Here is a 21,477-nt window from a genome sequence, read left to right as displayed (position 1 = left end):
ACATAGGTAACACTTTTTAGTCTATCCGCAGAATACTCTGGGTTTTGCGGTCGTAGTACGCAAGTGTTATTCCATTAAAGATGATGGCCTCCAGGCCATCATCTTGTTCTTTCAGCATAACGTATTCATCTGTCAGCGCTTCACTCAGGAACACCGTCCCCTTTTTACCCATATAGCGTGTCCCCCTCGATTTCACTCTGTAGACCATGCCTTCTGCCGGATACGTATATTCAGGAACCCTGCCATCCCAGTGCCGCCCTGAGGGATGCCACACCGTTCCGGGGGTTGCTCCAGCCAGTGCTTCATGTGGCCTTTCATCGTTAAATTCTTTCCGGTAATCACTGAACCACCGCTGTTGCTCTTCCATCGTCATGCAGGTGTTGCCATGTTTCACCGCACTTTTCAGGGAACGGTGCATTCTCTCATGACGACCATTTTCTTCCGGATGACCCTTTCTGATACGTTCCGGTTTTATGCCCAGCTTGATTAGCCAGACGGCAAGGCGACTTAATCCGGCTATACCTGTTCCCGCGAAGGGTTGACCGTTATCAGTTCTGAGCACTTCCGGCAGACCATATTCCAGAAACGCATCTGTCAGACACGCTCTGACAAAGGACTCGCTCTCCCGGTGCGTTCCACGGCAGCACAGCAGATATCGGCTGTGATTGTCGGTCAGGGTAAAGGGATGACAGTACTCTCTGCTCAGCAATCTGAACTTACCTTTAAAATCAGCGCTCCAGACCTGATTATTTTCACTGAGGGTAGTCAGGGGCTGGCGATTACCCGGTGTTCTGCGTTTTCTCTTTTTATCCGGGACCAGACCTTCACGTTTAAGGATATCGCCGATAGTACTGGCAGCAGGTACGGTAAAATCGACATGGTGATTGAGTAACCACATCCGCAGTTTTTTAGGGCCCCAGTCAGGGTGTTTTTGCCTCAGGGCAGTGAGATGCCCGGCGATATAATCAGGAACAGTCCGGGAGTGAGTGTGCGGAACACGTGACCGGTCAGAGAGAGACGACAGGTCAGAAGGGTCAAAACGTTCAAGCCATTTGTAGCCGGTTTTTCGGCTGATGCCAAAAAGACGACAAAGAGTGGAGAAGGAGTCCGTACCTGCATGGCAGGCACGGATGAAATCAAGGCGTTGCATAGGTCGGGTCTCAGTCCAGGGCATAGTGAGTCTCCTCTTCTATGCCAGTTATAACTGTTACCCATGTATCCGGTCTAAAGTGTTACCCATGTTTCCGGTTCATACCGTAGCGCCACCGGGCAATTGACTTAAACGCCAAATTCTTCCCGATACGCGCGCACCGACGCCAGGTGATCGGCCATCTCTGGCTTTTCTTCCAGATAGGCAATCAAGTCTTTCAGCGTCACGATGGAAATCACTTTGCAGCCATAATCACGTTCAACTTCCTGAATGGCAGAAATCTCGCCACGGCCCCGCTCCTGACGGTCGAGAGAGATCAGTACCCCCGCAAGCGTAGCGCCGTTAGCCTGAATAATCTCCATGGATTCACGAATTGCCGTACCAGCGGTGATCACATCGTCGACCAGCATCACACGCCCTTGCAGCGCACTGCCAACCAGGTTGCCACCTTCGCCGTGGGTCTTTGCCTCTTTACGATTAAAGCAATACGGCACATCGCGGTCGTGATGTTCTGCCAGCGCCACCGCCGTGGTGGTCGCAATCGGAATACCTTTATAAGCCGGGCCAAACAACAGGTCGAAATCAATCCCTGAATCCACCAGCGCTTCGGCATAGAAACGGCCTAACAGTGCCAGATCGCGCCCGGTATTAAACAGCCCGGCGTTGAAGAAATAGGGACTTTTACGCCCGGATTTCAGCGTAAATTCGCCAAACTTAAGTACCTGCTTGTTAAGCGCAAACTCAATAAACTGGCGCTGATATGGTTTCATGGATTCGCTCCTCATCTTACTTTTCATTTTCTACGAACAAAAAAAAGGCGACTCACTGGTCGCCTTTAAAATCAATTTTCTAATGCCGCTTTCTGCGTCACGATAATGGATTCGATTCCCCCTCTGGCGAGAGCCAGTAGGTTGAGAAGCTCTTCATGGGTGAAGGGCTCGCCCTCTGCCGTCCCCTGAACCTCAATGATGCGACCGTCTTCAGTCATCACCACGTTCATGTCGGTTTCTGCCGCCGAATCTTCAACATATTCCAGGTCACAAAGCGCTTCACCGTTAACAATACCCACGGAGACGGCAGCAACCATCCCTTTCATTGGATTCGTTTTGAGTTTACCGGCAGCAACCAGCTTGTTCAGTGCATCAGCCAGCGCCACACAAGCACCGGTAATTGATGCCGTACGCGTGCCGCCATCAGCCTGAATAACATCACAGTCCAGGGTAATGGTGAATTCACCGAGGGTTTTCAGGTCAACTGCTGCGCGCAGCGCACGCGCGATCAGACGCTGAATTTCCATAGTACGCCCCCCCTGCTTACCCTTCGCAGCTTCACGCGCATTACGGGTATGGGTTGCACGTGGCAGCATGCCGTATTCGGCAGTGATCCAGCCCTGGCCCTGACCTTTCAGGAAACGCGGTACACCTTCTTCAATAGAGGCTGTGCACAGAACCTTGGTATCACCAAATTCAACCAGCACGGAGCCTTCAGCGTGTTTTGTATAGTTACGGGTCAGGGTGACGGGGCGCACCTGGTTGGCGCTACGACCTGCTGGACGCATGATGTTATCTCCGGCTTGAAACGAATGTGGCTGCGCATTATACGGATAAAGGACGCTTATTCCTATCCTGAGAAGCCCCTGAAAGCTATAATCCCCCCATCTCTCCTTTAAAAACGGGAACGTCTATGATTCGCAGTATGACCGCCTACGCCCGGCGTGAAATCAAGGGTAGCTGGGGTAGCGCTACCTGGGAAATGCGCTCGGTAAACCAGCGCTATCTGGAAACTTATTTCCGTATGCCGGAGCAATTCCGCAGCCTGGAGCCTGTTGTACGTGAGCGTATTCGTGCTCGTCTGACGCGCGGCAAAGTGGAATGTAACCTGCGTTTTGAGCCTGATGCCAGTGCGCAAGGTGAGCTGATCCTGAATGAGAAACTGGCCAAACAGCTGGTTAACGCAGCGAACTGGGTCAAGATGCAGAGCGATGAGGGCGAGATTAACCCTGTTGATATTCTGCGCTGGCCTGGCGTTATGGCGGCCGGCGAACAGGATCTCGATGCGATTACATCTGAAATCCTCAGTGCGCTAGACGGTACGCTGGACGACTTCATTGTAGCCCGTGAAACGGAAGGCCAGGCACTAAAAGCGCTCATTGAACAGCGTCTTGAAGGTGTTAGTGCCGAAGTGACCAAAGTCCGTGCACATATGCCAGAAGTGCTGCAGTGGCAGCGCGAACGTCTGGTTGCCAAACTGGAAGAAGCAGAAGTGCAGCTCGAAAACAATCGACTGGAGCAAGAGCTTGTTCTGATGGCGCAACGTGTTGACGTTGCTGAAGAGCTGGATCGTCTGGAAGCACACGTCAAAGAGACGTACAACATTCTGAAAAAGAAAGAAGCTGTGGGCCGTCGCCTCGATTTTATGATGCAGGAGTTCAACCGCGAATCGAATACGCTGGCGTCTAAATCGATTAATTCCGACGTGACCAATTCAGCGATTGAGCTGAAAGTGCTTATTGAGCAAATGCGCGAACAGATCCAGAACATCGAATAACATACTGCGCGCACATTAATACTCAGCGTAAAAGGCCATTGAAAAATGGCCTTTTTCTTTTCCCTCCAACCAGATACAAGTAAAAATGCTCGTCCGATTTTCGGTTGTGGGTGGCCCATGCAAAACGGCACATTGATGCTGCACACCACAACCGGAGACAACCATGGACTTCTATGCACTTCACCACCAAAACCAGCCCTTAATCCTTGCCAACGTCTGGGATGCCTGCAGTGCCCAGGTCGCACATCAGGCCGGGTATCACGCGTTGGGTACATCCAGTGCCGCCATGGCCGCAATGCTAGGATACGAAGACGGCGAGGGCATGAGTTTTGAGGAACTGTTATTTATCGTCGCCCGTATTCGCACCGTGACAAACCTGCCATTAAGCGTTGATTTGGAAGCCGGATATGGGGATACCGTGGACCGCATTATTGACAATATCCGTCAACTGGCGAAGCTTGGCGTCGTGGGAATCAATATTGAAGATAGCCATGTCGTCGGCAATGTTCGCCACCTGGATGATGCAATACAGTTTGCAGGCAAATTGCAGGAGATCGCCCAGGCCTGTCCTGGTATGTTTTTGAATGCTCGTACCGATACATTTTTACTGAACAGTGAGAATGCACTGGAGGAGACGCTGTATCGGGGACACCTCTATGCAAGCAGTGGTGCACATGGTTATTTTGTACCTTGCGTAACCCGGCCTGATGACATTACTGCGATTGTCCGGGATATTACATTACCCTTAAATGTTATGTGCATGCCGGCACTGGCGGATTTCACGACACTGACTGCGCTTGGCGTGAAACGCATTTCAATGGGCAATTTTATCCATGATCGCTTACAGGCCAGGCTGAAGGATTTGCTGTGCCTGGTTCGCTCACACCACTCTTTCTCGGACGTTTTTTGCGATGAAAATAACCGATAACGCCTTGTGCAATATGTGGTACGAAGCATTACTCGAACGCGCTGCTGAGTTCACGGGCGTGTTCTTTGTTGGCGTGAAAACAACGGGTGTCTTTTGTATCTCGGTGTGCCGGGCACGAAAACCAAAGCGTGAAAATGTTGAATTTTATAATGATTTCAAATCCGCACTGGATGCCGGTTTCCGCCCATGCAAAGTGTGCCGTCCAACCGAAAATGCCTGTACAGCGCCGGACTTTATCGAACATGCGCTCAGGCTGGTGCGGGAAGAGCCGAAAGTGCGCATCAGCGATTCTGAGCTTCGACAACACAACATCAGCCCGGAGCGAGTACGACGCTGGTTCCTGCAAAATCACGGTATCACCTTTCAGGCTTTTCAACGTATGCAGCGCGTTAATGTGGCATTGCAGGAACTCAAGTCAGGCCGCTCAACAACTGATGTCGCCTTCGATAGTGGCTATGAGTCACTAAGTGGATTTGGGTATACCTGCAAAAAGCTGACAGGCTCCGCACCAAGTGCGCGCAGTGACACTATTTTAATTCACCGGTTTACCACCCCATTAGGGCCGATGTTTGTCTGCGCCACTGAGCGAGGTATATGCCTGCTGGAGTTTGTTGACCGTCGTGCGCTGGAAACGGAATTCAGAGACCTGCAAAACCTGTTTAACGCCAATATTATCGCGGGGGAGAACAGACACACGCGCCAGGCCGAGAAAGAGATTGGTGAGTATTTTGCAGGCCAGCGCCAAATGTTCAGTGTCGCCCTTGATACACCCGGAAGTGAATTCCAGCGCATCGTTTGGGACGAATTGCAAAGCGTCTCATTCGGGGAAACAACTCACTATCAGTCGATTGCCACTGATATTGGCAAACCAACAGCCGCTCGGGCAATCGCCTCAGCCAATGGCGCTAATCGCGTCGCGATTGTCATCCCCTGCCATCGTGTTATCGGCAAAGATGGTTCAATGACCGGCTACGGTGGTGGCATTGCCCGGAAGAAATGGTTGATCGACCACGAAAATAACCTCAGGAGAAAATCTCTCTGAGTGCGGATGTCCCTCAAAAGCGATTTATGATGGCCAGACCTTACCCCAGTCAGGGGCTTTTTATCGGAGAGTCATGATCTTGACTCTCTCTTATACCTCAGGCATCTGTCGTTCACTTGCGTTGTTAACCACCACATATGTTATTTTAATCGATTAGTATTTTTAAGTGAAAATAAAATAAAAACCCTATAAAAAGAGCACCCAGAATAAGATTAATTTCATTAAATTACATACTGTTAATTTAATGAAATTCAAAAAAATAACATTAATAATAGTTATCCTAAACACTTCACCTTAGAAAATCTCAATCGTGATCATACGCTCAAATCGCTAACCTCCAGACCTTCATTCCGGAGGGTATATGCTGCTTCACATTCTGTATCTCATTGGCATCACGGCAGAAGCCATGACGGGCGCGCTCGCAGCCGGGCGTCGTCGTATGGACACCTTCGGCGTGATTATTATCGCCACCGCAACCGCTCTGGGCGGCGGTTCAGTACGCGATATCCTGCTTGGCCATTACCCGCTTGGTTGGGTTAAAAACCCGGAATACGTCATTATCGTTGCCACAGCCGCCGTACTGACGACAATTGTGGCTCCGGTTATGCCGCATCTGCGCCGCCTGTTTCTGGTGCTTGATGCACTTGGCCTTATCGTCTTCTCGATCATTGGCGCACAAATCGCGCTGGATATGGGTGAGGGCCCGGTTATTGCCACTATCGCGGCAGTAGTCACAGGGGTGTTTGGCGGCGTGTTGCGTGACATGTTCTGCAAACGCATTCCGCTGGTTTTCCAGAAAGAGCTGTACGCAGGTATCTCCTTTGCCGCAGCCGTACTCTACATCGCCTTGCAACACTATGTTTCCAACCACGATGTGGTGGTTATCTCCACGCTGTTGTTTGGCTTCACTGCACGTATGCTGGCCCTGCGCCTTAAACTCGGCCTGCCTGTTTTTTACTACAAACACGGCGCACACTGAGTTTAAAACCCGTCAATGTGCTGTTCTGCAAGCCATTTCGCCAGCCCATCCATCGCGGGCTGGTGAACCCAGTTAACGATTTGCCGCGCCTTCTCTTCGCCTGTGCCAGGTAACGTTTGCCAGTCTGTGGCGTTGCGCTGATTCAGCACTTTCCACGACAGATCTCCAGCCGCTTTCAGTGAAGCCTGCGGTAAAGGAATCCCCATCGCGGTGATCCAGCGAATAAAAGGTTTCGCGCGCGCCAGATTAAACCGATGCCATAACAGGGTCGCGCGCGCCACAGAGAATCCCGGTGTTGTCTGCAACTGCGTCTGCGTTAAACGCATCCACGAAAAAATATGCTCAAAGTGATGGGTCTGGTGAAGTACTCTCCAGCCAGCCTCGCCAATACCCTCGATATCCAATCCCTGCTTCGAACCCAGCCAGGTCAAGCGTGCTATAAACTGCTCCCTGCAGTCCGGCGAAGCATAGATACAGGTAAGCGAGTGAAATTGTGAAGCGGGAGGCTGAGGCTTCTTCCGATTACTCCCTCGCCAGACGACCTTATCAACCCTGGGGATCCCCTGCCCGGCCAGACTCACCAGGATATGATCGCCTGGTGCAATATCACGCTGTTGCCAGCGGTTAACTGACCCCAGGTTGACTCGCTGCACGCGTTTATCATCAAGTTGAACAGGTTCAAGCGCGGCCACCACCGAAATCTTCCCCGTACGCCCGACAGCGAATTGAATACTCTTCACCTCAGCAACCTGCGAAACAGGGGTATATTTCCACGCAACCACCCAGTTTCCCTCGCCGGGTAACCAGTTTTTCCCCGGAGGTTCATACGCAGAACGAACCACAACGCCATCCGTAGCAAAGGGCAAAGGGGATATCAGCCATTTCGCGCGCTGTCGCTCGACATCATCCACGGAATGGACGGGCAACGTATAACGGGCCTCCAGGGTGAAGCCCGCCTTCGTGAGCATCGTAAGACGCTGCTGTAGCGTTTCCGGGCCATCCGGCCACGCCCAGATAAACACCCCAATATGGTTCAGGAGTGATTTGTCCGTTCGCCGTAACATCGCCCCCGCCACTATCGCTCGCGCATTCATTCCCCCCATCTGCTGCTGCACATGGTTATCACGCTGAAGAAAGAGTTCCCCCTGTAAAACGCTATTTGCCAGCACACCCTGCAATGAATGGGGAACCGATGGTATCGAACGAACAGACTCGGTCCAGTCCTCACCTTTGTTTCCGTTGCCACGGCTGATCGCCTGGCTTAATTTCCCGTTGCGATACACCAAAGTGACGGCAACACCATCCACTTTCGGCTGTACCCAAAGATCGCGATGGGCATGCATCCATTGCCAAAGTTCTTCTTTTTTGGCAATTTTGTGCACCCCCGTATGGGCTACAGGATGTTTGACACTGCCCTCAAGAGCAGGAAGTGTCTTCTCCGAAGGTGCTCGTTCAAAGCAGCGCTGCCATTGCTTTAAGCGCGCACTCAACTGATCGTAAACATCATCACTGACCTCGCTCGCCCCGAGCTTCCAGTAGGCATCATCCCAGTGTTTTAGCTGCGCACTCAGCGTTGCAATCTCTTGATCTGCCCTCGCATGCGACCAGACCGGGCATACTGCCATTCCATAACCGCACCACAGCACCATCAGTCCGCTTATCCATCGCCACATCGCTACCCCTCCTTTACGTTTCGAGATGTATAGCTCGCGGTAGTCCGAAGCGCTAATACCAATGGTTCAACCTGCGAGGCGCTATCCAGCCTTTATTTTTGTTGCTGAAAACCGTACGTAAAACCGGAAAACGGTACGCAAAATTCAATAATCTGGGGGAAAAAGTGTGACAAAGGCTACGTCACACTGCGCCGACGTGTATAATAGGCCCGTATGTAGGACTTCTTCGTTAACACATACAAAAGACTCTCATGGCTCAAGGCACGCTTTATATTGTTTCTGCCCCTAGTGGCGCGGGTAAATCCAGCCTTATTCAGGCACTGTTAAAAACCCAACCGTTGTACGACACACAGGTTTCTGTTTCTCACACCACGCGTCAACCGCGTCCGGGTGAAGTACACGGTGAACACTATTTCTTTGTGGATCACGACGAATTCAGAGCGATGATTGGCAGAGATGCGTTTCTTGAACACGCAGAGGTCTTCGGTAACTACTACGGTACGTCACGCGAGACCATTGAGCAGGTTCTGGCAACAGGCGTAAATGTGTTTCTGGATATCGACTGGCAGGGCGCGCAGCAAATTCGTAAGAAAATGCCGCAGGCGCGCAGTATCTTTATTTTACCGCCGTCAAAAGACGAACTGGATCGCCGCCTGCGTGGTCGTGGCCAGGATAGCGAAGACGTGATAGCAAAACGTATGGCGCAGGCAGTTGCAGAAATGAGCCATTACGCCGAATATGATTACCTTATTGTGAATGATGATTTTGATGCCGCGCTAAGCGATCTTAAAACCATCCTTCGCGCAGAACGTCTGCGTATGAGCCGCCAGAAGCAGCGACATGACGCATTAATCACCAAACTGTTGGCAGACTGAACCCACTTTCAGTATCATGCCCAGTCATTTCTTCACCTGTGGAGCATTTTAAGTATGGCACGCGTAACTGTTCAGGACGCTGTAGAGAAAATTGGTAACCGTTTTGACCTGGTACTGGTCGCCGCGCGTCGCGCTCGTCAGATGCAGGTAGGCGGAAAAGATCCGCTTGTACCGGAAGAAAACGATAAAACCACCGTTATTGCACTTCGCGAAATCGAAGAAGGTCTGATCAACAACCAGATCCTCGACGTGCGTGAGCGCCAGGAGCAGCAAGAGCAGGAAGCCGCAGAACTGCAGGCCGTAACCGCCATTGCTGAAGGTCGTCGTTAATTAAACCTGCGGGTCGCCCTTGTATCTGTTTGAAAGCCTGAATCAGCTGATTCAACACTACCTGCCTGAAGACCAGATTAAACGTCTTCAGCAGGCGTATCTCGTTGCACGTGACGCTCACGAGGGCCAGACACGTTCAAGCGGTGAACCCTATATCACGCACCCGGTAGCGGTGGCCTGTATTCTGGCCGAGATGAAACTCGACTACGAAACGCTGATGGCCGCGCTGCTGCACGACGTGATCGAAGATACCCCCGCCACCTACCAGGATATGGAACAACTGTTTGGCAAAAGCGTTGCCGAACTGGTGGAAGGGGTCTCTAAGCTTGATAAGCTGAAATTCCGCGACAAGAAAGAAGCGCAAGCCGAAAACTTCCGCAAGATGATTATGGCAATGGTGCAGGATATCCGCGTCATTCTCATCAAACTCGCTGACCGTACCCACAACATGCGCACACTGGGCTCACTTCGCCCGGACAAACGTCGCCGCATTGCCCGTGAAACCCTTGAAATCTATAGCCCACTGGCGCACCGTTTAGGTATTCACCACATTAAAACCGAGCTGGAAGAGCTAGGTTTTGAAGCGTTGTACCCGAACCGCTATCGCGTGATTAAAGAGGTGGTGAAAGCCGCACGTGGTAACCGTAAAGAGATGATTCAAAAGATCCTCTCTGAAATTGAGGGGCGTTTGCAGGAAGCGGGAATTCCGTGCCGCGTCAGCGGTCGCGAAAAACATCTGTACTCCATCTACTGCAAAATGGTGCTCAAAGAGCAGCGTTTTCACTCGATCATGGATATCTACGCGTTCCGCGTGATCGTCCACGATGCCGATACTTGCTATCGCGTGCTGGGTCAGATGCACAGCCTGTATAAACCGCGTCCAGGGCGTGTGAAAGACTACATTGCCATTCCAAAAGCAAACGGATATCAATCGTTGCACACCTCGATGATCGGGCCACATGGTGTTCCTGTTGAGGTACAAATTCGTACCGAAGACATGGACCAGATGGCCGAAATGGGTGTCGCGGCACACTGGGCTTATAAAGAGCACGGTGGCGAGAGCAGCACAACCGCACAAATCCGCGCCCAGCGCTGGATGCAAAGCCTGCTGGAACTGCAACAAAGTGCGGGTAGCTCGTTTGAATTTATCGAGAGCGTTAAATCCGATCTCTTCCCGGATGAGATTTACGTTTTCACACCAGAAGGGCGCATTGTCGAATTGCCTGCTGGTGCAACGCCGGTCGACTTCGCTTACGCTGTGCATACCGATATCGGCCATGCCTGCGTTGGTGCACGTGTCGACAGACAGCCTTACCCGCTGTCTCAGCCGCTTTCCAGCGGCCAGACGGTCGAAATTATCACCGCTCCGGGCGCACGTCCGAACGCGGCATGGCTGAATTTTGTCGTCAGCTCCAAAGCACGCGCCAAAATCCGCCAGTTGCTGAAAAACCTGAAGCGTGACGATTCTGTCAGCCTGGGCCGTCGTCTGCTCAACCACGCGTTGGGCGGCAGTCGTAAGCTGGCTGAAATCTCGAAAGAGAATATTCAGCGCGAGCTGGAACGCATGAAGCTTGCGTCGCTTGATGACCTGCTGGCAGAAATCGGCCTCGGTAACGCCATGAGCGTGGTCGTGGCGAAAAACTTGCAACAGGGCGATGCCTCCGCAGCACCGTCTACCTCAGCGACACAAGGTCACGGTCATCTGCCAATCAAAGGCGCAGATGGTGTACTTATCACCTTCGCAAAATGCTGCCGTCCGATCCCCGGCGATCCGATCATTGCGCACGTCAGTCCGGGCAAAGGCCTGGTTATCCACCATGAATCCTGTCGTAACATCCGTGGCTACCAGAAAGAGCCAGAGAAGTTCATGGCAGTCGAGTGGGATAAGGAAACGGCACAAGAATTTATCACCGAGATCAAGGTGGATATGTTCAACCACCAGGGTGCACTGGCGAACCTGACCGCCGCGATCAACACTGCCTCTTCCAACATTCAGAGCCTGAATACGGAAGAAAAAGACGGCCGTGTGTACAGCGCCTTTATTCGCCTGACCGCTCGTGATCGTGTGCATCTGGCAAACATTATGCGCAAAATCCGCGTAATGCCTGACGTCATTAAAGTCACCCGTAATCGAAACTAGTTTTATGAATTCAACGCGTTATAAGCGCATTTGTGAGATGCTCGCCAGACGTCAGCCTGATCTGACGGTCTGCATGGAGCAGGTCCATAAACCTCATAACGTCTCTGCGATTGTTCGTACTGCAGATGCCGTTGGTGTGCATGAAGTGCACGCCGTCTGGCCTGGCAGCCGTATGCGTACCATGGCGTCAACGGCCGCAGGCAGCAACAGCTGGGTGTCCGTTAAAACTCACCAGACCATCGCTGAGGCCGTATCGCATCTGAAAGGACGCGGTATGCAGGTGCTTGCGACGAACCTGTCTGACAAAGCCGTTGATTTTCGTGAGATCGACTACACCCGCCCGACCTGTATTTTGATGGGTCAGGAGAAAACCGGGATCACGCAGGAGGCGCTGGATCTGGCGGATCAGGACATCATCATCCCGATGATCGGCATGGTGCAGTCGCTGAATGTCTCCGTTGCCTCCGCACTTATTCTGTACGAAGCACAGCGCCAGCGTCAGAATGCCGGAATGTACGAACGCAGCAACAGCATGCTGCCGGAAGAAGAACAACAGCGCCTGCTGTTTGAAGGCGGCTATCCGGTACTGGCCCGCGTGGCGAAACAGAAAAAATTGCCTTACCCCCATGTTAACGCGCAGGGCGAAATTGAAGCCGATGCCGAGTGGTGGTCCACCATGCAATACGCAGGATAAATCATGAAAGGCCGCCTGCTGGATGCCGTACCGCTCAATACGCTGACGGGCGTGGGTGCAGCGCAAAGTAGCAAACTGGCTAAAATTGGCCTGCACACCGTGCAGGATCTCCTGCTCCACCTCCCCCTGCGTTACGAAGACCGTACCCATCTTTATAAGATTGGCGATCTGCTGCCTGGCGTGTATGCCACCGTCGAAGGCGAAGTGCTGAACTGTAATATCACCTTCGGTGGACGCCGAATGATGACCTGCCAGATCAGCGACGGCTCCGGCATTCTCACTATGCGTTTCTTCAACTTCAGCGCGGCGATGAAAAATGGTCTCGCAACCGGGCGACGTGTGCTGGCCTATGGCGAAGCAAAACGTGGCAAGTACGGCGCAGAGATGATCCACCCGGAATACCGTGTGCAGGGCGATCTTAGTACACCGGAATTGCAGGAAACGCTGACCCCGGTCTACCCAACTACCGAAGGCATTAAACAGGCCACCCTGCGTAAGCTCACCGATCAGGCTCTGGAACTGCTCGATACGTGCGCCATTACTGAACTGCTGCCGCCCGAACTGGCACAAGGGATGATGAGCCTGCCGGAAGCGATGCGCACGTTGCACCGTCCACCACCATCATTGCAACTCAGTGATTTAGAGAGTGGGCAACATCCGGCACAACGGCGGCTTATCCTTGAAGAATTACTGGCCCATAACCTGAGTATGCTGGCGCTTCGTGCTGGCGCACAGCGTTTCCATGCCCAGCCGCTAAGCCAGCGTGATGATTTAAAAGATAAGCTGCTGGCGTCATTGCCCTTTAAACCAACCGGTGCTCAGGCTCGTGTGGTTGCCGAAGTTGAACGCGATATGGCGCTCGATGTACCAATGATGCGCCTGGTACAAGGTGATGTTGGTTCAGGAAAAACACTGGTTGCCGCACTGGCGGCGCTTCGTGCCATTGCCCACGGCAAACAGGTCGCACTGATGGCGCCTACTGAGCTGCTGGCCGAGCAGCATGCGAATAATTTCCGCAACTGGTTTGCCCCGCTCGGGGTTGAAGTAGGCTGGCTGGCCGGTAAGCAAAAAGGCAAGGCGCGCCTTGCGCAACAGGATGCCATTGCCAGCGGTCAGGTTCAGATGATTGTGGGTACTCACGCGATATTCCAGGAACAGGTACAATTTAACGGTCTGGCCCTGGTGATCATCGATGAACAACACCGCTTCGGCGTTCACCAGCGTCTGGCGCTGTGGGAAAAAGGGCTTCAGCAAGGGTTCCACCCACATCAGTTAATCATGACCGCCACCCCTATCCCGCGCACCCTGGCAATGACCGCTTATGCCGATCTGGACACCTCCACCATCGACGAACTCCCGCCAGGCCGAACACCAGTCACCACCGTAGCGATTCCGGATACCCGTCGCAGCGATATCATCAACCGTGTACGCAATGCTGCCACGACGGAAAACCGCCAGGCTTACTGGGTCTGCACACTGATTGAGGAGTCGGAACTGCTCGAAGCGCAGGCCGCCGAAGCCACATGGGAAGAGCTGAAACTGGCGCTGCCGGAGCTTAAGGTGGGCCTGGTGCATGGCCGTATGAAACCCGCCGAAAAGCAGGCGGTAATGCACTCCTTCAAGCAGGGAGAACTGCATCTGCTGATTGCCACCACGGTTATCGAAGTGGGTGTTGATGTCCCTAACGCCAGCCTGATGATTATCGAAAACCCGGAACGTCTGGGACTTGCGCAACTCCACCAGTTGCGTGGGCGCGTGGGTCGTGGCGCGGTTGCCTCTCACTGTGTGCTGCTCTACAAAGCTCCGCTCTCTAAAACGGCGCAAATGCGTTTGCAAGTCCTGCGCGACAGCAACGATGGCTTCGTGATTGCGCAAAAAGACCTGGAAATCCGGGGGCCTGGCGAATTGCTGGGCACGCGTCAAACGGGGAATGCCGAATTTAAAGTGGCTGATTTACTGCGCGATCAGGCCATGATCCCCGAAGTTCAGCGTCTTGCCCGCCATATTCATGAACGCTACCCCGAGCAGGCGGCAGCGTTAATTGAGCGCTGGATGCCGGAAACTGAACGTTATTCCAACGCCTGACGATTAGCCAAAAATCGGTAGCATCAGATAGAGTTTAATCACCAGCGCATTCACGATGTCAATGAAGAATGCCCCGACCATCGGCACAACCAGAAACGCGGTGTGTGACGGGCCAAAACGCTCGGTGATGGCCTGCATATTGGCGATAGCCGTTGGCGTGGCGCCCAGACCAAACCCACAGTGGCCCGCGGCCAGAACGGCTGCATCGTAGTTTTTCCCCATCATTCGCCAGGTCACAAACATGGCATACAGCGCCATAAAGAGGGTCTGTACCGCCAGAATGGTGACCATCGGCAATGCCAGAGATGCCAGCTCCCACAACTTAAGGCTCATCAGCGCCATCGCCAGGAACAGTGACAGGCAGACGTTACCAAGCACGGACACCGCGCGTTCGAAAACGCGGTAGAACCCGATCAAGGCCAGGCCGTTACTCAGTACCACGCCGACAAAAAGGACACACACGAACGTCGGCAACTCAAAAGGTGTTCCCGCCAGCCATTGTGCAACGACCTTTCCAGCAGTCAGGCAGATAGCAATCATTGCAATGGTTTCAATCAGTACCAGAGAGGTAATGCTGCGCCCGACATCCGGCTTTTCAAATGCCGTGGGAACCAGTTCGTCGTCCGGTCTGCCATTCGGTGTACTGGAATGCTTCACCAGATACCGCGCCACCGGGCCGCCAATCAGGCCGCCCAGTACAAGGCCAAAGGTTGCACAAGCCATCGCCACTTCTGTGGCATTCTCAAATCCATAGCGTTCAGTAAACAGCTTGCTCCACGCCGCACCTGTACCATGTCCACCGGAAAGGGTGATTGAACCGGCCAGCAACCCCATCAGCGGATCCAGACCCAGCAAGGAAGCCATGCCAATGCCGATGGCATTTTGCATCACCAGCAGCCCGACCACGACGATCAGAAATACGCCGAGGACTTTTCCCCCCGCGCGCAAACTCGCCAGATTGGCGTTCAGACCGATAGTGGCAAAGAAAGCCAGCATCAGCGGGTCTTTCAGGGACATGTCAAAATCGATTTCCCAGCCCATGCTTTTTTTCAGGACCAGCAAGGCCAGCGCCACCAGCAAACCACCGGCAACAGGTTCAGGAATGGTGTACTTTTTGAGAAAGGCAATACTGTGCAGAAGCTTGCGCCCGAGCAGCAGCACCAGCGTTGCGGCAACAAGCGTCGACAACGTATCGAGATGAATCATAGGGGCTCCTTTAATTGCGCGTATTCCATACACACGCGGCGTTATCCTGGGCCGATTTGTGCTCTTCATGAGCAATCGACGGCAAAAGTGTAATTATTTTCTCCGCATCGTTATAGAAAAAGTCACGTCAGGGAAAAGGAATTCTGTTCTTTTTTCGCTGGCAATCGTTTGCTTTTACCAACTGGTCAGATAAAATGCCCGCTTTTCCACCGTGGGATTGCCGCCGATGTCCGTTAACACCATAGAGTCTCCTGATGCGCAACCGATTGCGCAGAAGCAGAATAGTGAATTGATCTACCGCCTGGAAGATCGCCCGCCTCTGGCGCAAACGTTGTTCGCCGCCTGTCAGCATTTGCTGGCCATGTTTGTTGCGGTCATTACTCCTGCTCTGTTGATCTGTCAGGCGCTCGGTTTACCGACACAAGATACTCAGCACATCATCAGCATGTCCCTGTTTGCCTCCGGCGTGGCCTCGGTTATTCAAATTAAAGCCTGGGGTCCGGTCGGGTCAGGATTGCTGTCGATTCAGGGAACCAGTTTTAACTTTGTGGCTCCGCTGATTATGGGCGGGACGGCACTGAAAACGGGCGGCGCGGATGTCCCGACCATGATGGCGGCCCTGTTCGGTACACTGATGCTGGCAAGTTGTACCGAGATGGTCATTTCCCGCGTACTGCATCTGGCGCGTCGCGTGATTACTCCGCTGGTCTCCGGTGTGGTGGTGATGATCATCGGTCTGTCGTTGATTCAGGTTGGCCTGACGTCCATCGGCGGTGGCTATGCAGCCATGAGTGACCATACCTTTGGCGCACCGAAAAACCTGCTGCTGGCTGGTGTGGTGCTGGGCATCATTATTCTGCTGAATCGCCAGCGTAACCCGTATCTGCGTGTAGCATCCCTGGTGATTGCGATGGCTGCTGGTTATCTGATGGCCTGGGCGCTGGGTATGCTGCCGGAGAATACCGCCCCAACCAACAGCCCGCTGATTATGGTCCCTACTCCGTTGTATTACGGCTTAGGCATCGACTGGAACCTGCTGTTGCCGCTGATGCTGGTCTTTATGATCACCTCGCTGGAAACTATCGGCGATATCACAGCAACGTCAGATGTCTCTGAGCAGCCTGTTTCTGGCCCGTTGTACATGAAGCGCCTGAAAGGCGGCGTACTGGCGAATGGTCTGAACTCATTTGTTTCCGCGGTGTTCAACACCTTCCCGAACTCCTGCTTCGGCCAGAACAACGGCGTGATCCAGTTGACGGGTGTCGCCAGCCGTTATGTCGGTTTTGTGGTGGCATTGATGCTGATCGTCCTCGGTCTGTTCCCGGCGGTCAGTGGCTTTGTGCAGCACATCCCTGAGCCGGTACTGGGCGGCGCGACGCTGGTCATGTTCGGGACAATCGCGGCCTCTGGTGTACGCATTGTCTCCCGTGAGCCGCTGAACCGTCGCGCAATCATGATTATCGCGCTGTCTCTGGCCGTAGGTCTGGGCGTTTCTCAGCAACCGTTGATTCTGCAGTTTGCACCTGACTGGGTGAAAAACCTGCTCTCCTCCGGCATCGCGGCTGGCGGTATCACTGCGATTGTGCTCAACCTCGTTTTCCCGCCTGAAAAAAATTGATCGTCATCACGGCGGGCAGTCAATGCCCGCCGTGACATCTAATTACACCATTCCCGCCTTGAGGATTGCGCATAAATCGTGCATAACTCCTTTATGTGCGTTTGACGGGATGGAAGACCATGAAATTTATTGGAAAGCTGCTCATCTGGATTTTGATTGCGATACTTATCGTGATCCTGGCACTGTATATTCTGGTTCAGACGCGCTGGGGCGCGGCGCAGGTCAGCAGTTGGGTTACGGTCAATACCGATTACGAACTCAATTTCGACCAGATGGATCACCGCTTTTCATCGCCTTCCCACATCATCCTGGAAAACATCACTTTTGGTCGCGACGGGAAACCCGCCACGCTTGTTGCCAAAAAAGTCGACATCGGCTTAAGCAGCCGCCAGATCACCGATCCGCTGCATGTAGATACCATCTCGCTGTATGACGGTACGCTGAACCTTTCCCCGCAGACTGCACCTCTGCCTTTCCAGGCCGACCGGTTGCAACTGAATAACATGGCGTTTAACAGCCCAAACACGGAATGGGACCTGAGTGCGCAAAAAGTCACAGGTGGCGTTAGCCCATGGCAGCCGGAAGCGGGTAACGTACTGGGCAAAAATGCACAGATTCAGATCAGCGCGGGCTCGCTCACGCTCAATGGCGTTCCGGCCAGTAATGTACTGATTCAGGGGCAACTCAACGGCAAGGAAGTGGTGCTGAACACCATCGGGGCAGATATGGCGCGCGGCTCCCTCACTGGCTCCGCACTGCGCAATGCTGACGGTAGCTGGGTAATCGATACTCTGCGGCTGAATGAGATCCGTCTGCAAAGCGATAAAACACTGATGGATTTCTTCGCCCCCATCACCACACTCCCTTCCCTGCAAATTGGCCGTCTCGACGTGACCGATGCACGTCTGCAAGGGCCGGACTGGGCGGTGACCGATCTCGATTTAAGCTTGCGTAATCTGACCCTAAGCAAAGGCGACTGGCAGAGTCAGGACGGACGTTTATCGATGAATGCCAGCGAGTTTATCTATGGCTCGCTGCATCTTTTCGACCCGATCCTGAACGCTGAATTTGCCCCACAGGGCATTGCGCTGCGCCAGTTTACCTCCCGCTGGGAAGGCGGCATGGTACGTACGTCCGGTAACTGGCTCCGCGATGGCAAAACGCTGGTTCTGGACGATGTTGCCATCGCCGGGCTGGAATACACTCTGCCGCAAAACTGGAAAACGCTGTGGATGGATCCGTTGCCGGAGTGGCTAAACGGTGTGACGCTGAAAAAATTCGGTCTGAGCCGTAACCTGGTGATCGATATCGATCCGGCTTTCCCGTGGCAAATCACCTCCCTTGATGGCTACGGCGCGAATCTGCAACTGGCTAAAGATCGTCAATGGGGTATGTGGGGAGGCAACGCCACGCTGAACGGTGCGGCGGCAACGTTTAATCGCGTGGATGTGCGTCGTCCTTCGCTGGCGCTCAACGCCAACGCCTCGACGGTCAATATTACCGAACTGAGCGCCTTTACCGAGAAAGGGATCCTTGAAGCCACCGCAACCGTTTCACAGCTTGCACAACGCCAGACCACCGTAAGCCTGAACGGGCGCGGCGTGCCGCTGAACGTGATGCAACAGTGGGGCTGGCCAGCACTGCCTATTACTGGTGACGGCAATATTCAGGTGACCGCCAGTGGCAGCGTTCAGGCAAATGCGCCGCTGAAGCCGACGGTAAACGGGAAGCTAAATGCGGTGAATATGGATAAACAGCAAGTCCAGCAGACGATGGCGGGGGGCGTGGTATCGACAGTTCCTGCTGTTACGTCGTCAGCTCCCCCTTCGCCCCAGCCCTCTCCCTAGAGCAAACCCTCCCTCTCCCCTTTCGGGAGAGGGAGAGAGAACTCAGAGATGAATCACAACCTCATTGCCATCCGCTTTCACCACCACGCCCCACTCGCTACCGGCATGTGAGCCGCCTTTCACGCTGCCCACGTTCTGCACGTTGCGCAAGCAGACTGACCAGCTCCGCGCCTCTCCTGCGCCCTGGATGGTCACAGTCCCATCCTGACGCGATGCCTTCAGCGTAAACGCCACAGTACCGTCCGCCGCAGGTACTTCACTGACTGCCGTAGCGCCGTCGTCCAGGTTAAACAGCTGGAAAGCAGTGCCTTCGTTCCACGCGTAGTCTGGCTTCTGGTTGTTGTTACCCAGTGCCAGCAGGGTGTTATCACGCACATATACAGGCAGGCTCTGGAAACCGTGCTGCTGTTTGTGCCAGCGGCTGCCCAGGATTTCATCGTTGTGCCACAGATGCGTCCAGCGTCCTTCCGGCAGATAAAATTGCACATCACCCGCTTCAGAGAACACCGGGGCAACCATCATGGAATCCCCCAGCATGTACTGGCGGTCGAGATAATCACAGGCCGGATCGTCCGGGAACTCCAGCATCATTGCCCGCAGCATTGGTGTACCTTCCTCTCGTGCCAGCGCCGCCTGGCGATATAAGTACGGCATCATCTGGCACTTAAGCTGTGTGAAATGGCGCACGACATCGCAGGATTCATCATCGTACGCCCACGGCACACGGTAAGATTTGCTGCCGTGTAAACGGCTGTGGCTAGAGAACAATCCGAACGCGCACCAGCGTTTGTAGACATGCGCCGGAGCGGTGTTTTCAAAGCCGCCGATATCATGGCTCCAGAAACCGAAACCGGACAGACCAATCGACAACCCCCCGCGCAGACTTTCCGCCATGGATTCGTAATTGGCGTAGCAGTCACCGCCCCAGTGCACCGGGAATTTTTGCGCACCGACGGACGCAGAACGGGCAAACAACACGGCCTCTTCTTCACCCACGGTCTCTTTCAGCACGTTCCACACCAGCTCGTTGTAGATATAGGCATAGTGGTTATGCATCTTCTGCGGATCAGATCCGTCATGCCATACAACATCCGTCGGGATACGTTCGCCGAAATCGGTTTTGAAGCAATCCACGCCAATATCCACCAGACCTTTCAGCTTGTCGGCGTACCATTTGCAGGCATCCGGGTTGGTGAAGTCGTAAATCGCCAGCCCCGGCTGCCATTTATCCCACTGCCACAGGGAACCGTCTGGGCGTTTGAGCAGATAATCTTTCTTTTTCAGCTCGTTGAACACTGGTGATTTCTGGCCGATATACGGATTGATCCACACGCAGACTTTCAGCCCTTTCTCTTTCAGACGGCGAATCATCCCTTCCGGGTCCGGGAAGGTCACCGGATCCCACTCGAAGTCGCACCACTGGAAGGCCTTCATCCAGAAGCAATCGAAGTGGAACACGTGTAGCGGCAGGTCACGCTCGGCCATACCGTTGATAAAACGGTTTACCGTGGCTTCGTCATAGTTGGTGGTGAACGATGTGGTGAGCCACAGGCCGAATGACCATGCCGGTGGCAATGCCGGACGCCCGGTGAACTGCGTATAGCGGTTCAGCACCTCTTTCGGCGTCGGGCCGTCGATCACAAAATACTCAAGATGCTCGCCTTCCACGCTGAACTGCACTTTGGAGACCTTCTCAGATCCCACTTCGAACGACACGTTCTCCGGGTGGTTCACCAGCACACCGTAACCCCGGTTAGTGAGGTAGAACGGGATATTTTTGTATGACTGCTCGGTGCTGGTTCCGCCGTCGCGATTCCAGGTTTCCACCGTCTGGCCGTTACGCACCAGCGCGGTAAAGCGTTCGCCCAGACCGTAGACCGTTTCACCCACACCCAGATCCAGACGCTCGAAGATATGATTGCGGTCTGTATTGCTGTCCTGCACGTAGCCGTTGTTTTTCAACTGACTACCGGTAATACGCTGCCCGTTGCGCAGGAAATCCAGCGCCCAGAATTCACCTTTCGTGACGCGCACGCTGATCGTGCCGCTTTTCAGCTCCGCGAATTCCGCGTTGTTTTCAATCTCAACCTTCACATCCTGCAGAACATTCAGCGGATAGTGTGGGCCGTTATCAAGCGCCCCCTGGAAGTGCTCAATGCGCACCCCGACAATCCCTTCCTGTGGGGCAAACAGGCGAACCGTGAACATCAATGTGTCGAGCTGCCAGGTCCGTTCGCGCACGTCACGTGGCGCAACATAGACCACCAGATCGTTACCCTGCTGATCCACATCGAATACCTGAACCGGATACGTCACGTTCAGGCCCGGTTGAATGAGCCAGTTTCCGTCACTGATTTTCATAC

The 21,477-nt window shown here is 53.7% G+C and carries 17 protein-coding genes; 11 read left to right on the top strand and 6 right to left on the bottom strand.

Going from position 1 to position 21,477, the window contains the following annotated elements; translation table 11 throughout:
* Positions 1–16: 16 nt before the first annotated feature.
* The 3 genes from HV346_RS00480 to rph form a co-directional block, all read right to left on the bottom strand.
* Entirely contained in the window at positions 17–1,174 is a 1,158-nt protein-coding gene (locus HV346_RS00480; protein WP_181621700.1) for a DDE-type integrase/transposase/recombinase, read from the bottom strand.
* A 104-nt stretch (positions 1,175–1,278) separates the two neighbouring features.
* On the bottom strand, positions 1,279–1,920 hold the full coding sequence (gene pyrE, locus HV346_RS00475; protein ID WP_181621699.1) for an orotate phosphoribosyltransferase: 642 nt from the start codon (positions 1,918–1,920) through the stop codon (positions 1,279–1,281).
* A 71-nt stretch (positions 1,921–1,991) separates the two neighbouring features.
* Positions 1,992–2,708, bottom strand: a complete 717-nt coding sequence (gene rph, locus HV346_RS00470) for a ribonuclease PH (RefSeq protein WP_181621698.1) — start codon at positions 2,706–2,708, stop codon at positions 1,992–1,994.
* Positions 2,709–2,833: 125 nt separating this feature from the next.
* Between rph and HV346_RS00465 the strand changes: the two genes are divergently transcribed.
* The 4 genes from HV346_RS00465 (at position 2,834) to HV346_RS00450 (ending at position 6,646) form a co-directional block, all read left to right on the top strand.
* Positions 2,834–3,697, top strand: a complete 864-nt coding sequence (locus HV346_RS00465; RefSeq protein ID WP_181621697.1) for a YicC/YloC family endoribonuclease — start codon at positions 2,834–2,836, stop codon at positions 3,695–3,697.
* 163 nt (positions 3,698–3,860) lie between these two features.
* Positions 3,861–4,625 (top strand): isocitrate lyase/phosphoenolpyruvate mutase family protein, encoded by a 765-nt coding sequence (locus HV346_RS00460; protein ID WP_181621696.1) that lies wholly within the window; start codon positions 3,861–3,863, stop codon positions 4,623–4,625.
* Entirely contained in the window at positions 4,609–5,667 is a 1,059-nt protein-coding gene (locus tag HV346_RS00455; protein WP_181621695.1) for a methylated-DNA--[protein]-cysteine S-methyltransferase, read from the top strand. Before HV346_RS00460 ends, HV346_RS00455 begins: the two co-directional genes overlap by 17 nt.
* 361 nt (positions 5,668–6,028) lie before the next feature.
* Positions 6,029–6,646, top strand: coding sequence for a trimeric intracellular cation channel family protein (locus tag HV346_RS00450; protein ID WP_181621694.1), 618 nt, complete (start codon positions 6,029–6,031; stop codon positions 6,644–6,646).
* Positions 6,647–6,648: 2 nt separating this feature from the next.
* Here the strand turns inward: HV346_RS00450 and ligB are convergent, their stop codons facing one another.
* Positions 6,649–8,319 (bottom strand): NAD-dependent DNA ligase LigB, encoded by a 1,671-nt coding sequence (ligB, locus tag HV346_RS00445; protein WP_181621693.1) that lies wholly within the window; start codon positions 8,317–8,319, stop codon positions 6,649–6,651.
* Between the two features lie 251 nt (positions 8,320–8,570).
* On the opposite strand from ligB, the gene gmk reads away from it, so the two are divergent.
* From gmk to recG, 5 genes are read left to right on the top strand one after another with little or no spacing between them, the layout of a single operon-like run.
* Complete coding sequence (gmk, locus tag HV346_RS00440; RefSeq protein WP_181621692.1) at positions 8,571–9,194, top strand: guanylate kinase; 624 nt, start codon at positions 8,571–8,573, stop codon at positions 9,192–9,194.
* 54 nt (positions 9,195–9,248) lie between these two features.
* Positions 9,249–9,524 carry a DNA-directed RNA polymerase subunit omega gene (gene rpoZ, locus HV346_RS00435; protein WP_000135058.1) on the top strand — a complete coding sequence of 92 codons (276 nt, stop codon included), beginning with the start codon at positions 9,249–9,251 and terminating at the stop codon, positions 9,522–9,524.
* 19 nt (positions 9,525–9,543) lie between these two features.
* Positions 9,544–11,664, top strand: coding sequence for a bifunctional GTP diphosphokinase/guanosine-3',5'-bis pyrophosphate 3'-pyrophosphohydrolase (gene spoT, locus HV346_RS00430; RefSeq protein ID WP_181621691.1), 2,121 nt, complete (start codon positions 9,544–9,546; stop codon positions 11,662–11,664).
* Positions 11,665–11,668: 4 nt separating this feature from the next.
* Positions 11,669–12,358 (top strand): tRNA (guanosine(18)-2'-O)-methyltransferase TrmH, encoded by a 690-nt coding sequence (gene trmH, locus HV346_RS00425; protein ID WP_181621690.1) that lies wholly within the window; start codon positions 11,669–11,671, stop codon positions 12,356–12,358.
* Positions 12,359–12,361: 3 nt separating this feature from the next.
* On the top strand, positions 12,362–14,443 hold the full coding sequence (gene recG / locus HV346_RS00420) for an ATP-dependent DNA helicase RecG (protein WP_181621689.1): 2,082 nt from the start codon (positions 12,362–12,364) through the stop codon (positions 14,441–14,443).
* 3 nt (positions 14,444–14,446) lie between these two features.
* Here the strand turns inward: recG and gltS are convergent, their stop codons facing one another.
* Positions 14,447–15,649 (bottom strand): sodium/glutamate symporter, encoded by a 1,203-nt coding sequence (gene gltS / locus HV346_RS00415; protein ID WP_181621688.1) that lies wholly within the window; start codon positions 15,647–15,649, stop codon positions 14,447–14,449.
* 226 nt (positions 15,650–15,875) lie between these two features.
* On the opposite strand from gltS, the gene HV346_RS00410 reads away from it, so the two are divergent.
* Both HV346_RS00410 and HV346_RS00405 read left to right on the top strand, forming a co-directional pair.
* Positions 15,876–17,267, top strand: a complete 1,392-nt coding sequence (locus tag HV346_RS00410; protein WP_181621687.1) for a uracil-xanthine permease family protein — start codon at positions 15,876–15,878, stop codon at positions 17,265–17,267.
* Positions 17,268–17,386: 119 nt separating this feature from the next.
* Positions 17,387–19,114, top strand: a complete 1,728-nt coding sequence (locus HV346_RS00405) for an AsmA family protein (protein WP_181621686.1) — start codon at positions 17,387–17,389, stop codon at positions 19,112–19,114.
* Between the two features lie 42 nt (positions 19,115–19,156).
* On the opposite strand, the gene yicI is transcribed toward HV346_RS00405, so the two are convergent.
* A complete protein-coding gene (gene yicI / locus HV346_RS00400) occupies positions 19,157–21,475 on the bottom strand; it encodes an alpha-xylosidase (protein ID WP_181621685.1) in 2,319 nt (772 codons plus the stop codon).
* Positions 21,476–21,477: the final 2 nt, after the last annotated feature.

The sequence above is a fragment of the Enterobacter sp. RHBSTW-00994 genome (genome assembly GCF_013782625.1).
In the GTDB taxonomy this organism is placed as follows: Bacteria; Pseudomonadota; Gammaproteobacteria; order Enterobacterales; family Enterobacteriaceae; genus Enterobacter.
Note: the sequence above shows the minus strand (reverse complement) of the source record. Positions and strands in the feature narration are given on the sequence as shown.